Here is a 15567-nt window from a genome sequence, read left to right as displayed (position 1 = left end):
GGCACCGGGAAACGCGACCATCTGTGGCTCGCTGGCGGAAGCCGCGACACCCAAGAAGGCGGAAAGCAGGGCAAGCGTGCGCGCACCATGCTGAAAAGCCTTTGCGCGTCGAGTCTGTTGCTGGAAAGACCGAGAACCGAAATGGCCGGCCGGCTGCGGCGCACCTGGTGTGCGCGGCATGAAAATTTCAATCGGCATATAGTTACTCCCAAAGCCTTTTGGCGAGGCCCCGCTCCAGAAGCTTGAAAACGCTCGTGCAGGGCAATTCATTCCGCCCTATATCGTCAATCAAAAGAATATTTTTCGCGCAATTCGGGGCGAAGCTTTCCACTTTTGTTATAGTTCGTCAATTCGATTTATTTGCATCACCCGAATTAGGTATATAACTCGCGCTTTTGACCTCTCGAAGTAGCATTGAGACGGTGCTACAGTCTTGCGATATTTAGTTTACTTTCGGGACCTCGTTTCGTGTCTCAAAAAGCCATTACCGTCGGATTTCCATTTTCGGGTGACGATATCGGGGGGAGCCATATTTCCGCGCTCAACCTCATATCGTCGTTCGACAGGGACCGGATAACCCCCATCGTCTTCGTGCATCATCCGCGCAAGGCGCTTTCCAGATATATGGACGAAAACAAGATCGACTATGTCACGATCGAGGACATCGACATCCTCTCGCCGCAACGGGATCGTCCTTTCGCGACGCGATCCTTCTCGGCGCTGCGTTATCCGATCTCGATGGTGAAGATCATCAATCTCCTGAGACGGCACAACATCGACATCGTGCACACCAACGACGGCGCGATCCATACCACCTGGGCGCTTCCAACCTACTTGGCCGGCGCCAAACTTCTGTGGCACCACCGCGGCGACCCCCGCGCCCGGGCGGTCAACATGCTTGCGCCGCTTCTTGCCAAGCACGTGGTCACGGTTTCGCGATTTGCGCAGCCGGCAAAGCCGTTGCTCCCGCTTGAGGGGCGTATCTCGGTACTGCACAGCCCCTTCCGGCATCCGGATCAGGTCCCCGATCGGGAGGAAAGCAGGCTCGCGCTGGTGCGCGAACTCGGCCTGCCGGAGGAGACGCGGTTCGTCGGCTACTTCGGGCTTCTCAACGAGCGCAAGCGCCCTCTCCGTTTCGTCGAGGCGGTGCACGCCTTTCACCGCAGCAATCCGGATTTCCCGATAGCCGGCCTGCTTTTCGGCGCACCCGAACAGGCAGGGCCGCGGCTCGACCTTGAGACAGCAGAACGCGCGCGCGCTCTCGGGATCGCCGACAAGATCCACCTCATGGGATTTCGCCATCCGGTCGCGCCCTATATGTGCGCCGTCGACATTCTCCTCGTGCCGGCCATGAGCGAGCCGTTCGGCAGAACGCTCATCGAAGCCATGATGTACGGCACCCCGGTCGTCGCCACCAATCACGGAGGAAATCCCGAAGCGATCGAGAACGACGTGACCGGTTTTCTCGTCGAGCCGGAAAACCCAGAGGCTTTCGTCGCCCCGATGGAGCGCCTGCTGAAAGACCGTAACGAGTGGCAGCGCATCAGCGAAACGGCGCGCACCTCGACGCTTGCCGCCTATGGCATCAAGCCCCATGTCGACGGCATCGTCAGCATTTATCAGCGAATTCTCGGAAGACGGCCGTCCGACATCTCGGCACACGCCGCGCACTGAGCCCACCGACAGCGGAAAGAAAGAGAACGACATGCAGCTCTCGGATATCGATTTCCTGATCATCGGCGCCGCCAAGAGCGCGACCACCTGGCTACAGCAGTCGCTGCAGCAGAACCCTTCCGTCTATATGCCGGATCCCGAGCTCCACTTCTTCAGCCGCAACTTCGAAAAGGGCGACGGCTGGTATCTGGGGCAATTCGAGCCCAAACCTGAACAGACCATCGTCGGCGAGAAATCCAATTCCTACCTCGACGAGCCGGAAGCAGCTGCCCGCATCAAGAAGGCGCTGCCGCGCGCACGGCTGATCGCGCAGCTGCGCAATCCCGTCGACCGCGCCTATTCCGACTACTGCATGCTTTATCGCCGCGGGGAAGTCGGCACCGACATCACCCGGTATCTCGATCCACGCCAGGCAAAGGGAGGACGTTTCCTGGTCGGCGGTCTCTATTGCCGCCAGCTCGAAGCCTATCTCGATCTGTTTCCAGCCGAAAACCTGCAGGTTCTCCTCTATGAGCATATGCGCCAGAACCCGCAGGCGCATCTCGACGCGGTCAGAGACTTTCTGCAGCTGTCGTCGCCGCTTTATCCGGTCGTCAACAAAGTCAAGGACAAGACGGTGCCTGTCGTGCCGCCGAAGCTGCGTCGACTTCTTCAGCCGCTGAAGCCGATCGCGGCACCGTTTCGCAGCAACCCCATCGTGAAGGGCCTGCGCTCGATGGTCGCCCGCGAACTCGACTATGTGCCGCTGCCGACGGATCTGCGCAACCGGCTGGTCGAATTCTACGCGCCGGAGACCGAAAGGCTCGGCGCGCTTCTGAAGCAGGACCTTTCAGGCTGGCTGCAGGCGGCCGCCGGTAGCGCGCGACCAGCGGCCTGATGCAGGCGCCTAGCCCTCGGCGCGCCGCCCAAATCGCAGACTGAGAACGAGCGGTACGGCCACCAGATAGACGGCGACGACCGACAGCCAGATGGCGCCTGGCCATTCCTGCCTGAAGACGAAATAGAAGCTCGAGAATGCGAGCGGACTGACAATCGATGCCAGGCTTACCGCCGACGCCAGCACGCCCTGAAACTGGCCTTGCTGGGTCTCAGCGACCTGTCGGGTTGCAAGGGACTGCAAGGCCGGCGCGCCGATGCCGCCAAGAACGAATACCGGCATGATGGCGAAGATCATCCAGCCTTCCGTCGCAAATGCCATGACGACCAAGCCAACGCACGCGCCGGCAACACCTGTCAGGATCGTCGCGCGTTCGCCGAGCCTTCTCACCGCTGGCCCCGGGAGGAAAGCCTGGGCAAGGGCCTGGCAGACCCCAAAGGCACCGAGCGAAAGACCGATCCACAGCCCGTTCCAGTGAAAGGCATCGCTGCCCCACAGCGCCCAGCAGGTGCTGTAGGCCTCGCCGGTCGCACTGAAGGTGATGAACAGAACGACGATTGGCATCAAGCCCTTGGCGGAGAAGGCCCAGCGGAGCGGACGGATCGGATTGAGCGCGGCCAGGTCGATCTTCTGCCGGCCGGGAATGCGTGATTCCGGCAGGACGAAAAGCGCCAGCAGCAAATTGCAGGCGTTGAGAACGGCGGCTGCAATGAAGGGCAGCCGCAAGCCATGGTCGCCGAGGATACCGCCCAGCACCGGGCCGACGATAAAGCCGATGCCAAACATGGCGTTGAACAGGCCGAAACGGCGGGCGCGTTTCTCCTCCGGCGATATGTCGGTGATATAGGCGGTCGCCACCGCCAGGTTGGCGCTTGTGAGGCCGGCGATCGCGCGACCTGCGAAAAGCATCCAGAGGTTGGAGGCGAAAGCCAGAAACAGGTAGTTGATGGCGGCTCCTGCGAGAGAAAGCAGCAAGACGGGCCGCCGGCCGATGCGGTCGCTGAGCGCACCGAGCACCGGTGCAAACACGAACTGCATCACTGCATAGAGGGCCGTCATTGTGCCGATGAGCGGCGCGACGTCGTCCGTCTGCGTGAGCTCCTTAAGCAGCGACGGCAGAATGGGAAAGATCAGCCCGATGCCGACGGCATCGAGGATAATGGCAGCAAAAATGACGATAAGTGGCTTCTTCGTGGTGAGGGGTGTGGTCATGGCACGCTCCGGTAGACGCGAGCGTGCGGCACCGACAGGCGCCAATGGCTCGCGAGCAGGGGCTGACGAAATGTCAGATATCTGGTTTCTGGGAGACGCTGGCCGATCCGCGCCGAAATAGGCGGGGATGGCATGTACTCGACCGCCTGGACGCCAATTCGTCCACCTGTTTACTCCGCCACTGAGCGGATCAAGGGAAGCGGTCGCTTTTCGCGACGGGCAATATTTACGTCAGATAGCCGCACGCCGCAATCCCTACCTCCGCGCACGCCTATAACATGAAATTTACACTCCACTATTGCGCTTGGCTCTGTGGCCCGCTATCCCGGTGCCCAGCGCCGGGCACCGGCCGGCTCATCGCCCGTGGCCCGCCGAACCAAATCATGGAGAATTCGACGCTCGACCGATCGGGTCATCGTCTTCCCATGTTGATGGAAGGGCACCCCGGTCCTTTCGCTGATTTGGAGGCCAGGAGGCCGCACTTTTCCCGGCACGGCCGCCACCTAGGCAACCTGCGCGTCGGGCTCTGCGTCCGTGGCCAGCACGACCGTATTCCTACCCATGCGCTTGGCTTCATAAAGCGCGTCGTCTGCTTTCTGCAGCAGTCGCTCAAGCGTCGTATCCGCGGCGATCGCCGACGCTGTCCCGAGGCTCGCGGTCACGCAGCCATCGGTCAGGCCGCGATGCGGTATGCGCAGCCCTTCGATTGCAGACCTGATCCTCTCTGCCATCGCCAAAGCCTGCAGCGGCTCCCGTCCAGGCGCCAGCACCAGTATCTCCTCGCCGCCGAAACGGAAGACGAAAGCGGCCTCGTCGACGGCGGCGCGGATGCACTGCGAGACTGCGCGGATGCAAGCGTCGCCTTCAATGTGGCCATGAACGTCGTTGAACCGCTTGAAGTGATCGATATCGAGCAGGATCGCCGAAACTGCGGTCTCCCCCGGCGCTTCGTTCCACAGCATGCCGCCGATCCGCGCCAGCGACCGACGGTTCAATAGCCCCGTCAGTTCATCCCGTTCAGCGTTGCGTTCGAGTTGCTGGCAAAGGAGGCTGCCTCTCAACTGATTGAGAAAATTCTGCCGGTCCTTCTGTTCCAGAAAATAGGCACTCACCGCCAGGAATATCGACAGCGTCAGATAGAAGGTGATGATGCCGGAATAGGTTACGTCGTCGAAGGCGCCGGTCAGGTGCGTCGTGGTGAAGTGCGACGCGCACATCAGCGCAAGCCCCGAAAGAACGGCAAAGAAACGCGGCCGGAGCGCGATGACGAAGAACAGGAAGGCAGCGGAATTGCCGTTCTGGTAGACGAAAAGGTAAGGGCTGGCGCTCTGCGTGGCCACGGCCATCGGCAGGGTCACGCCCAGCACCGCGATCGCGACCGCCAGGACATCGTAAAGACGGGCATCCGGCCAGCGCCGCACCGCCAGGATGCAGGCGATAACGAAGGGCGTGAACACCAGGAAGCGAACGGTAAACAACCCGGTGAAGACATCCGGCAACATGGTGTGGTCGCCGAAATAGACGAGATCGTAGATAAAGATACCGATCACGCCCCAGATTGCGGCGAGCCGCACGCGCTCTGCCGCATAGTCCTTGCGGAAGAGCTCTTCTATTTCGGGCGAAAAATGCAGATAGCGAAAGCCTCGCGCGATCTGGCCTTCTACCTGGTCTAGCGTCACAACGCCCATCGCCTATTTCCCGAACTGCGGAAAGACTCGGCACAGACTAGCAGAGAAAGCTGTATATTCGTCTAAAGTTAGAACGGTTCACTGCCCCGGCGCGCGGGCCGGCCTGAAGCGACATCACGCCTCGGGAACCTTGATCAGCAACGTCCCTGCCGCATCGATCGGCCGGCCATCCTGCGTGCGGATATCGAGCTTAACCGGCAGGCCCGTTTCCTTCTCGACTAGCAACGAATGCTCCTCGCCGGGCTGGAACAAGTGCCTTTCGCCGAACTGCCGCAAGGCGACCATGACCGGAAAGAGGTCGCGGCCCTTCGCCGTCAACTGGTACTCGACCCTCGTTTTCGCCTCGCCTGCCGGAACCGTTTCGAGAATGCCGCGCTCGACAAGCGTTCTCAGGCGGTCCGTCAAGATGTTCTTGGCAATGCCAAGGCTCTTCTGAAAATCGCTGAAGCGGCGGACGTCATCGAACGCATCGCGCACGATCAGCAGCGACCACCAGTCACCGATCGCATCCAGTGATCGCGCGCTGGGGCAATAGTCTTCCTTCAGCCGTCTGCGGGCCACCATGCATGATCTCCATTTGGATTTTTGGTTGCATTATGAAACCAAAATGATATCCATTCCTTGGTTTCATTATTAAACCATAACAAGGAATACGTCCAATGGATGGTAAAATTGCTGCGGCGCCGGCCGGCGCTGCGAACGATGTCCCGTGCCCGGTCGCCAGCGCCCGCCCGGCATCGCGGCTGACGCGTCCGATGATGACGCTCTTTGCCTTCGCCGCCGGCCTCGCGGTCGCCAACGCCTATTTCGCCCACCCCTTGCTCGACGTGATGGCCGCCGACCTCGATCTGTCGGAAACACGCGCCGGCCTGATCGTCGGGGCGACCCAGCTCGGCTACGCGCTCGGCCTGATCCTGCTTGTCCCCCTCGGAGACCTTTTCGATCGCCGCAAGATCATCATCTTTCAGTCGCTGCTGTCGGTCGCAGCCCTTGGCTTCGTCGCCCTTTCAGCCACCGTCGAAATGCTCATGGTCTCCATCGCCGCAGTTGGCATGCTTGCGGTCCTCACGCAGGCGCTGGTGGCCTATGCGGCCAGCCTCTCTCATCAGGCGGAACGGGGTCGGGTGGTCGGATTTGTCACCAGCGGCATCGTCATCGGCATTCTTTCGGCTCGCGCCGTCGCCGGATTTCTGACCGATCTGGCCGGCTGGCGGGAGGTCTATATTGTATCCTCTGTGCTCACCTTTTTGATCGCTCTGTTGCTTTACAAGCTGCTGCCGGATCAGCAGCGGGAAACGAGCAAGCTCAGCTATCTCCGCCTCGTCGCCTCCACCTTCACGCTAATCGCCCAGGAGCCGGTTCTGCGCGTCCGTGGCATCATCGCCATGCTGATCTTCGCCAATGTGACGACGCTGCTCACCCCGCTTGTCCTGCCGCTGAGCGTGCCGCCGTTTTCACTATCGCATACCCAGGTCGGTCTCTTTGGGCTGGCAGGGATTGCCGGAGCACTTGCGGCCTCTCGCGCCGGACACTGGGCCGATCTCGGATTTGGTCAGCGCACGACCGGCATCTCGCTGGCGTTGATGCTCGCTGCGTGGTTGCCGATTTCGCTGCTGGACCAATCGCTCCTGTGGCTCGTTGCCGGCGTCCTCGTCCTCGACTTCGGCCTTCAGGCCGTGCACGTGACGAACCAGGCACTTATCTATCGCGTCCGTCCGGAAGCTCAGAACCGGCTCACAGCCGCCTACATGCTCTTTTATTCGCTCGGCAGTGCGCTCGGATCGTCCTTTTCTACCATCGCCTATGCCTATGGCGGATGGCATGGCGTCTGCCTGATGGGCGCGGCACTCAGCCTCATAACCCTACTGTTCTGGTTGATGACGGAACCCGCAGGTCCACAAGGCGGCGCGATGCTGAACGGCTAGTTCGCCACCACCCGCACTGCGCATGGCCGCCCTCGGCGGCAGGCGGTCATGCTCTTGGCCCGCCAGCCCTCCTCCGCTTCGCCAGACGTCTCGACATCACTCTCGCCGACCCTACGGAACCCTTCCCCAAACCGGGCGTTTAGGTTCTTGAGCGTCATCTATCGGGGATCAACGCAATGTCAGACGCCGAAAACACGTCCGACAGCGATGTAGTAGCCAAGGGAAATGTGTGGCCGGCATCTCACGACGAGATGCGGTCGTTGATCGACAACTTTGACTGGTCCCCGACCCCTCTCGGACCGATGGAGAATTGGTCGCCGACGCTGAAGATTATGATCCCCTTCCTCCTGCGCAACCGGTTTCCGCTCCTGCTGTGGTGGGGGCCACAGTATGTCTCGATCTACAACGAGGCCTATCGCCCTGTGCTCGGCGCCAAACACCCCTGGGCACTCGGCAAACCGGTCAGCCAATGCTGGAGCGAGATCTGGCATGTCTTGAAGCCGCTGATCGATACGCCCTTCCATGGCGGCCCTGCCACCTGGAACGATGACATCGAGCTCGAAATCAATAGACACGGCTTTCTGGAAGAAACCCATTTCACCATCGCCTACAGCCCCGTGCCGGACGAGACCGCAGAAAACGGGATCGGCGGCGTGCTCGCCACTGTGACCGAAATTACCCAGAAGGTGATCGGCGAGCGCCGTATCGTGGTCCTTCGGGATCTTGCTTCTCGCTCGGGCGATGCAAGATCGCCCGACGAGGCCTGCGCGATCGCAACGGAAACATTCAAGAAGCACGAACGAGACGTGCCCTTCGCCCTTCTCTACCTCGTGGAGCCTGGCCGCAAACGCGCAAGGCTTTCCGGATTGGCAGGCCTTAAACCGAATCACGCGCTGTGCCCGGAAAGGGTAGAGTTGGCGCAACTGGACAGCTCAGCGGGCTGGCATTTTGGTAACGACCTGAAACCCATTCTTGTCGATGATCTCGGACGCCGTTTCCCGCCCTCCGCGACTAGAAACGATCCGAACCTGCCGCATACGGCGGCCGTACTTCCATTGCCCGCGGCCAATGCCCGCGATGCGGCCGGTTTTCTCGTGGTCGGTATCAATCCTCGCCTGAAGCTCGACGAGCACTACCACGACTTCTTGCATCTTATGCGAGCGCAGGTCGCCAGCGCCATCGCCAATGCCCAGTCCTATGAGGACGAGCGTAAACGATCCGAGGCACTGGCCGAGATAGACCGGGCGAAAACCGTCTTCTTTTCCAATGTCAGCCATGAGTTCCGCACGCCGATCACGCTGATGCTCGGTCACATCGAGGACCTGCTGGCCCGTAGCGGAGAGCGTCCCGACGATCATGATCGTCTGCTCATTGCCCATCGCAACTCTCTTCGCCTGCTCAAGCTGGTGAACACGCTGCTTGAATTCTCGCGCATCGAAGCCGGGCGCCTGCAAGCACGCTTCGAGCCGACGAACCTTGCGACGACGACGGCAGAGCTTGCCAGCGCCTTTCGATCGGCGATGGAAATGGCCGGGCTGAACCTGACCGTCGATACGCCGCCGCGGCTAGAACCGGCCTATGTCGATCGCGAGATGTGGGAAAAAATCGTCCTTAACCTCCTCTCCAACGCCCTCAAATTCACGCTCAGGGGCGATGTCGTCGTCAAACTCGCGGACGATAGCGACAATTTCGTCCTGACGGTCCGCGATACCGGCATCGGCATTCCCGCCAACGAGATGCCCCGCCTTTTCGAGCGCTTCCATCGCGTCGAAGGCGCAAGGGGTCGCAGCCAGGAGGGCTCAGGCATCGGGCTGGCCCTCGTCCAGGAATTGGTGAAGCTTCATGGTGGAACGGTCTCGGCCGAAAGTCGCCTTGACGAAGGCACGACCATACGCGTGACAATCCCCAAAGGCAGCCGCGCTCCTGCGCAGCACCGCAACGGCAATGGCGAGGATCGCTCGTCGACGACCGTCGGCGCCGCGTCATTCGTGGAAGAGGCGCTGCGATGGCTGCCGGATCATACGTCTGCCGAAGGGGGTCTGCCTGAGATAGACCCGGCGCCGCATTCGCCGGAAAAACGAGACGGCGGTCGCCGAACCCTGCTGGTCGTCGATGACAACGCCGATATGCGCGACTATCTGCGCCGTCTTCTCGGCGCGCAATACGATCTCAAGATTGTCGGCAACGGCGAAGACGCGCTCGCCGCCGTCGGGTCGCAAAAGCCGGACCTGATCCTCACCGACATCATGATGCCAGGCTTCGATGGGATCGAACTGCTCAGGCGCCTGCGCACGGACGCGCGCACCAACACCGTGCCGGTCATCTTTCTGTCTGCGCGAGCCGGTGAGGAGAGCCGTATCGAGGGCATGCGGGCGGGCGCCGACGACTACTTGATCAAGCCCTTCAGCGCACGCGAGTTGTTGGCCCGGATCGAGGCGCACCTGAAGATTTCGCAGTATCGCGTGGAAGCCGCGGAGACCCTGCGCGCGAGCGAAGAGCGTTTCCGGGCTTTGGTGACCGCGAGTTCGGATATCGTATACCGGATGGGCCCCGACTGGCGCGAGATGCGGTTTCTGCAAGGCAAGGACTTCGTTGCCGACACGGACGAGCCGAGCGACAGCTGGCTCGAAACCTACATACCGGCCGAAGATCAGCCGCTGATGCTCGCGTGCATCGGCGATGCCATCGACAACAAGGCCACGTTCGAAATGGAACACCGGGTCATCCGCCGCGACGGCAGCCTCGGCTGGAGCCATTCGCGCGCCATACCGATGCTCGACGGCAACGGGGACATCGCAGAGTGGTTCGGTGCGGCGCGTGACATTACCGACCGCAAGCGAGCTGAAGAGACCCGGAAACGTCTGCTCAGCGAGCTCAGCCATCGGGTCAAGAACATGCTCGCGTCCGTCCAGGCGATCGCCCAGCATACCTTGCGTTCGGCCAAGAACCCCGCCGACTTTGCCGCGAGCTTCAGCGGACGCCTGCAGTCAATGTCGCGCATGCACTCGCTTCTGACCCGAACGGCTTGGGAAGGGGCTGACCTCGGCGACATCATTCGCGATCAGCTCTTTTGGGAGACTGCCGACGAGCGGCGAGTCACGACCTCTGGACCACCCGTACGCTTCGATGCGCAGACGGCAACGCATATGGCGATGGTCCTGCACGAACTTGGGACCAACGCAGTAAAACACGGTGCGCTTTCCTTAACCAATGGAACGGTGTCGATCGATTGGAGCGTGAGCGGCGATGCACTTTGTCTCAACTGGACAGAACGGGGCGGACCACCACTCAAGACGCCGATCAGTCCAGGCTTTGGCACGGGGCTGATCGAGAGGGTCGCGACGGGAGGCGGCGGAAGCGCCCACCTGACGACCGAGGCCGATTGTATGCGCTGGGAAGTGCGGCTTCCGCTCGAAGCCGATGTTCCGCCGATCACCGAGCCCCACGTGGAGGAGCCTGTGTCGAGAGGACCGGCAGCCGATACCCGGGCCGCGTCGACGAAGCTCAAGGGAAAGCGAATACTGGTGGTGGAGGATGAAGCGCTGATCGCCTTCGAAATTGCCGCGATTCTCGAGGAAGAGGATGCTGAGGTCGCCGGACCGGCTGCGACACCCGCCGATGCGCTACGTCTGATCGACGAGATGGCGCTCGATGCCGCGCTGCTCGACGCCAATCTGCGCGGCCAGCCGGTTGACGCGATCGCCGCTGCATTGGCCGACAAGAAAGTCCCCTTCGTCTTCGTATCCGGCTACGGTCGCGAGGCTCTGCCCCCGGGCTTTGCCGACACGGCTCTGCTGGCAAAGCCGTTCAACCCTCGACAATTGCTCGAGGCCGCGGCCGTGCTCGTCGCCGAGCCCAAGTCCACACTTCGTTTCCGGCACTGAGGGAGCGCGCTTGATCAAGTTTTCTTCCCTTCGGACACCGTTGCATTTTGGCTCGCTTGCGGTAGCTTTTCAGAGCGCCGCGCAAAGCAGCGGCGTTTCGCAACGTGTGGCCATCACCGATGCGGTTCCACTTCGGGTTCGTGGGAGCGGTCAATATGCTGGTCGACAATTGTAGCGCGAACACCTCCAAACAGCCCTATCGCGAGAGCGAGGCGCGGTTCCGCGAGATCTTCGAAAATGCCGGCGTCGCGGTGTGGGAGCAAGACTTCTCCGGAGTTTGCGATCTGCTGGATCAGCTTCGCTCGGAGGGCGTCGAGGATCTGCGCGCCCACCTGAAGGCTCACCCCAACCGCCTGAACGAAGCGATCGCGCAGGTGCGGATCGTCGACGTCAATCCTTTCACCGTTGAACTGTTCGAGGCCAAAGAGAAGGACGAGTTGCTGCGTTCGCTCTCGAACGTTTTTCTGCCGGAAACGGCGCCGATCTTCCTGGAAGAACTGATGGCGCTCTGGCAGGGCCAGAGGCGCTTCGGCAGTGAAGCCGTCGTACAAACGCTACGCGGGCGGCGGCTGGATGTGGTCTTCACCGTCACGTTTGAAGGCGCACGCTGCGAACGCACCTATGTCAGCATCCTCGATATTTCCCAGCGCAAAGCCGCCGAGCGTCGCTTGCGGGCGGTCGACCGGATAGCCAAGGCAATCGCCAGCAACCTCGATCTCGATCATATCGTTCAGACGGTGACTGATGCCGCCACTGAGCTGACGGGCGCAAAGTTCGGCGCATTCTTCTACAATTTCGCAGACCCGGACGGCGAGCGTTACACGCTTTATACCCTCTCAGGCGTACCGCGCGCGGCCTTCGAAAATTTCCAGTTGCCCCGCAACACCGCGGTATTCGAGCCTACCTTTCGCGGCCTCGGCATCGTACGCTCCGACGACATCCGAACCGACCCGCGCTACGGAAAATCCGCACCACATTTCGGCATGCCGGAGGGGCACTTGCCAGTGGCAAGCTACCTCGCGGTTCCCGTGGTTTCACGGTCCGGTGATGTTCACGGCGGGCTCTTCTTTGGCCATGATCTCCCTGGTGTCTTTACCGCCGAGACCGAGGCGACGGTTACCTCGATCGCCGCACATGCCGCGATCGCCATCGACAACGCCCATCTGCTCAAGGCAGCGGAACATGAGCTGGCGATCCGCCGCGCGACGGAACGCGCGGCCCAGCAACTGGCGGCGATCGTCGAATCCTCGGAAGATGCGATCCTGTCGATAGATCTGGACGGCATCATCACCAGTTGGAACATCGGCGCCGAGCGCCTTTACGGCTACACGGTAGAAGAAGCGGTCGGCAGCCCGGTCACGCTGTTGATCCCGGAGGAACGCCTCGGCGAAGAACTGGAGATCCTGTCAAAGGTTCGTGCCGGCCAGCGCGTCGACCACTTCGAAACCTTCAGGCAGCGCAAGGATGGCGGGCTTATCCCGATATCGCTGCGGATCTCGCCGATCCTCGACAATGCCGGCGAGGTCATCGGCGCGTCGAAGATTGCCCGCGACATCAGCGAGCGCCGGCAGGCCGAGCAGCAGAAGGACCTGCTGATCCAGGAGATGGCGCACCGGGTGAAGAACCTGTTCATGGTTTCGAGTAGCGTCGTGTCGCTGAGTGCCAAGGCCGCCGCATCCGCCGAAGAGCTGGCGTCTGCCGTCGTCGCGCGGTTAGGGTCGCTGGCGCGCGCACACGTGCTCACCTTGCCGACGCCCGATCGTGATGGCGCAAGCGAAGGCCGAGCGAACCTGCAGGCGCTGCTTTCGACATTGCTTTCGCCCTATGACGGCGAAACGCCACAGGGACTTCGCCGGGTCACGGCGCGAGGCTGCGATTTTGGCATCTCGCGCGCTGCGATTACCGGCTTTTCGCTGGTCGTGCACGAGTTCGCCACCAACGCCGCTAAGTACGGCGCCCTCTCGACCGCCACCGGTTCCCTCGACATCGAATGCATCGATCGCGGCGAGACCCTGGAACTCAAATGGACCGAACAGGGCGGGCCTCAGGTAACCCAGACCGAGACCGAGGGCTTCGGCACCAAGCTCGCCAAGCTGACGATCGAAAGGCAGTTCGGTGGCGAAATTCTCCGCCAGTGGCACTCGGAAGGCCTGATCATACGCCTGATCGTCCCCAAGGACCGCCTGCAGCCGCCGGAGTGAGGAGCGCCTTTCAGGCGGCAAGCGCCATCGACGGCCGTGTGCACGTCATGCCGGCTTGCGGCCACTACGTTCCACTGGAGCGGCCGTCGGCGCTGAATGCCATCCTTGCGGGCGTGACCGGCTCTTTTGCCCTTGCCTGATCTGCGTTATCTTTTCCTGGCGGATTAAACGCCAAAAAGCCCGCCGGATTTCTCCAGGCGGGCTTTTTTTGTGATTTGGTTGCGGGGCAGGATCTAATCTTCACTTGCTCCCGAGCAAGTGAAGCCGACGTCGATCATAACTTGCAATCGACGCCAGCAAAGATGGTGGCGGGAGGGCACAACCATCGTTACTGGCGATCGAGTGGTGGCGGACATTTGCGTGTCGACGTGGCACCACACGCGCAGGAAGCGGCACCCGAAGGATGCAGTTTTCTTTCAGGCTTATTCCGAGCAGCTGTGTAGGCCTTTATGATGAGCCTCGTCGTCAAATCCAATCACGCATGGCATGAACTGATTATTGGGTCCCTCACTTCTCACCGCCAAGTGGTCGTCGTTCGACACAAGGTAGGCCAACGGGCGCATCAGCTTGAACGGGAAATGCACGGGTGGCGATTGCAGACTGGCAATTACCAACGGCCGGCCTGCGTTCCGCGTGGCTGCCTCGATTAGCCACACCGTAAGTTCGTCGTTGTCCACACTGTCGGGAGCCAGACGAAGGACACGTTTGCCCTTTTCAATCCGCTCCACGGCCCCCCAGCTTGGATGACCAAATTGGTCATTCGACACGTGCCTTCGCGCTCGCCGTAGATTTCGCTCATGCGCCGGTGGACTTCTGCTGACGTGCAATCGCTTTGAAGGGCAGATAAGCGCCCGTTCCGTTCGGCAACCTTGCCGAAGAAGGGAATAAGTGGCAACGGCCATACCTGTTGGTTTTCACGCGGAACTGAGCCGGTTAGGCGCCTAATTTCCATTGAGGATTGAGCCATGTGAACCTTCCCTCAACGCGGAGAGCGACGAGGGCAACGGAGTCCACCAACCTCAGCTTCAGCGAATGGGCCACGGTCTTCGGTGACGCCAAGATAACCGCTTTGCTCGACCGCCTGACCACCGTCGCCATTGATTGATCCTTCGCGGTGAGATATTCCTCTTCTTGATTCATCGATATTCTATTCTGCTTGGCTCACGCCTCGGCCAGCGACGCCGCGACATCGGCAATCGAGCGGAAGAGGACAAGTGGATCGTCCTTCGACGGCAAGAAGCCACGCCGTTGCCAGAAACCGGCAGCTTCATCATCCACGGCATTGACCATCAGCGCTCGCCCGCCCACCAGACCGGCCGCCTGGACGCAACGCTGCAGCGCGTGTTTGACGAGACCCGTCCCAATCCCCTGCCCCGCCCATCCGGTATCGGTGGCAAGCTGGCCAAGAAGAAGGCACGGAACCGGATTGGGCGGCTGGCCTGTGCGAATCGAGCGCGGCATGACCGACGGCACCACGGCCGTCGGCGCCAGACCATAATAGCCGACGACGCGCCCCGCCTCATGGACGACCAAAATGGCGGTGAAGCCCTTCTGCTGATTGGAAAGCGCGCGCGTCTTCAGCCAGTGATCGAGCGTCGGCTTGCCGCAAGAGAATTCAGACACATCATGCGCGGCGGTAAGCGGTTCGGGAGTGGATAACGCCACGACTTACCGCTTCGGCTCGTAGCCGGCTTCCCATGGTGCGGGCCGTTTCGCCAACTCGACCATTTCGGGAGCAGGCGCTGCCGGGGCGGCGAGAACCTCCATGAACGCATCGAAGCCTTCCGGGCTCATACGGATCAGGCTTTGCTCCATCACGACCTCCTCGGCCGCGCGCACGGCGGCATCGCGCACGAAGTCGGTGCGCGAGCGGCCGCGCAGCGACGCCGCACGATCGATCATCGCGACATCCGCTTCCGGCAGTCGCATCGAGATGGGGTGTTCCTTGCGTTCCGCTGTGGTGGCCATGAGTCGTCTCCTTTGAAGGCAAGATAGGGGATTGTATTGTAATTAGCAATACAATAGTATCATCCCCAAGTAGATCACGAAACAGCGGCGTCGACACGACCGACCATCGGTTCGGGCGCGCGTAGGTTATTTCGCTAT

The 15567-nt window shown here is 61.3% G+C and carries 11 protein-coding genes and 1 pseudogene; 7 read left to right on the top strand and 5 right to left on the bottom strand.

Annotated elements, in window-relative coordinates; all coding sequences use genetic code 11:
• The first annotated feature begins 468 nt into the window (after positions 1-468).
• Positions 469-1674 carry a glycosyltransferase family 4 protein gene (locus tag IB277_RS32070; RefSeq protein ID WP_143106254.1) on the top strand — a complete coding sequence of 402 codons (1206 nt, stop codon included), beginning with the start codon at positions 469-471 and terminating at the stop codon, positions 1672-1674.
• 31 nt (positions 1675-1705) lie between these two features.
• Positions 1706-2551 carry a sulfotransferase gene (locus IB277_RS32065; RefSeq protein ID WP_060520981.1) on the top strand — a complete coding sequence of 282 codons (846 nt, stop codon included), beginning with the start codon at positions 1706-1708 and terminating at the stop codon, positions 2549-2551.
• A 9-nt stretch (positions 2552-2560) separates the two neighbouring features.
• Here IB277_RS32065 and IB277_RS32060 read toward each other — a convergent pair whose 3' ends face one another.
• The 3 genes from IB277_RS32060 to IB277_RS32050 all read right to left on the bottom strand — a co-directional run bounded on the left by IB277_RS32060 (position 2561) and on the right by IB277_RS32050 (position 6015).
• Positions 2561-3763 (bottom strand): TCR/Tet family MFS transporter, encoded by a 1203-nt coding sequence (locus IB277_RS32060; protein ID WP_113080394.1) that lies wholly within the window; start codon positions 3761-3763, stop codon positions 2561-2563.
• 503 nt (positions 3764-4266) lie between these two features.
• Positions 4267-5451 carry a GGDEF domain-containing protein gene (locus tag IB277_RS32055; RefSeq protein WP_089045711.1) on the bottom strand — a complete coding sequence of 395 codons (1185 nt, stop codon included), beginning with the start codon at positions 5449-5451 and terminating at the stop codon, positions 4267-4269.
• A gap of 114 nt (positions 5452-5565) precedes the next feature.
• Entirely contained in the window at positions 5566-6015 is a 450-nt protein-coding gene (locus tag IB277_RS32050) for a helix-turn-helix domain-containing protein (protein ID WP_113080388.1), read from the bottom strand.
• Between the two features lie 95 nt (positions 6016-6110).
• On the opposite strand from IB277_RS32050, the gene IB277_RS32045 reads away from it, so the two are divergent.
• The 5 genes and pseudogenes from IB277_RS32045 to IB277_RS37900 form a co-directional block, all read left to right on the top strand.
• Positions 6111-7376 (top strand): MFS transporter, encoded by a 1266-nt coding sequence (locus IB277_RS32045; RefSeq protein WP_192372656.1) that lies wholly within the window; start codon positions 6111-6113, stop codon positions 7374-7376.
• 260 nt (positions 7377-7636) lie between these two features.
• The gene (locus IB277_RS32040) at positions 7637-11260 is read left to right on the top strand and encodes a response regulator (RefSeq protein WP_192372654.1); all 3624 of its coding nucleotides are present in this window, start codon (positions 7637-7639) and stop codon (positions 11258-11260) included.
• 155 nt (positions 11261-11415) lie between these two features.
• On the top strand, positions 11416-13461 hold the full coding sequence (locus IB277_RS32035; RefSeq protein ID WP_162731909.1) for a PAS domain S-box protein: 2046 nt from the start codon (positions 11416-11418) through the stop codon (positions 13459-13461).
• Entirely contained in the window at positions 13458-13601 is a 144-nt protein-coding gene (locus IB277_RS32030) for a hypothetical protein (protein WP_162731910.1), read from the top strand. The genes IB277_RS32035 and IB277_RS32030 overlap by 4 nt, the downstream gene beginning before the upstream one ends.
• An 869-nt stretch (positions 13602-14470) precedes the next feature.
• Positions 14471-14548 (top strand): annotated as a pseudogene (locus IB277_RS37900) (ATP-binding protein); the annotation flags it as partial.
• A gap of 74 nt (positions 14549-14622) precedes the next feature.
• Here the strand turns inward: IB277_RS37900 and IB277_RS32025 are convergent.
• Positions 14623-15126: a GNAT family N-acetyltransferase gene (locus IB277_RS32025; RefSeq protein WP_034798314.1), complete on the bottom strand. Its 504-nt coding sequence runs from the start codon at positions 15124-15126 to the stop codon at positions 14623-14625.
• Between the two features lie 3 nt (positions 15127-15129).
• Complete coding sequence (locus IB277_RS32020) at positions 15130-15429, bottom strand: DUF1778 domain-containing protein (protein WP_034798315.1); 300 nt, start codon at positions 15427-15429, stop codon at positions 15130-15132.
• Between the last annotated feature and the right edge of the window lie 138 nt (positions 15430-15567).

The sequence above is a fragment of the Ensifer sp. ENS07 genome (assembly GCF_014852185.1).
GTDB lineage: Bacteria > Pseudomonadota > Alphaproteobacteria > Rhizobiales > Rhizobiaceae > Ensifer > Ensifer adhaerens.
The sequence above is the reverse complement of the archived record's forward strand: the minus strand, read 5'-3'. Positions and strand labels throughout refer to the sequence as shown.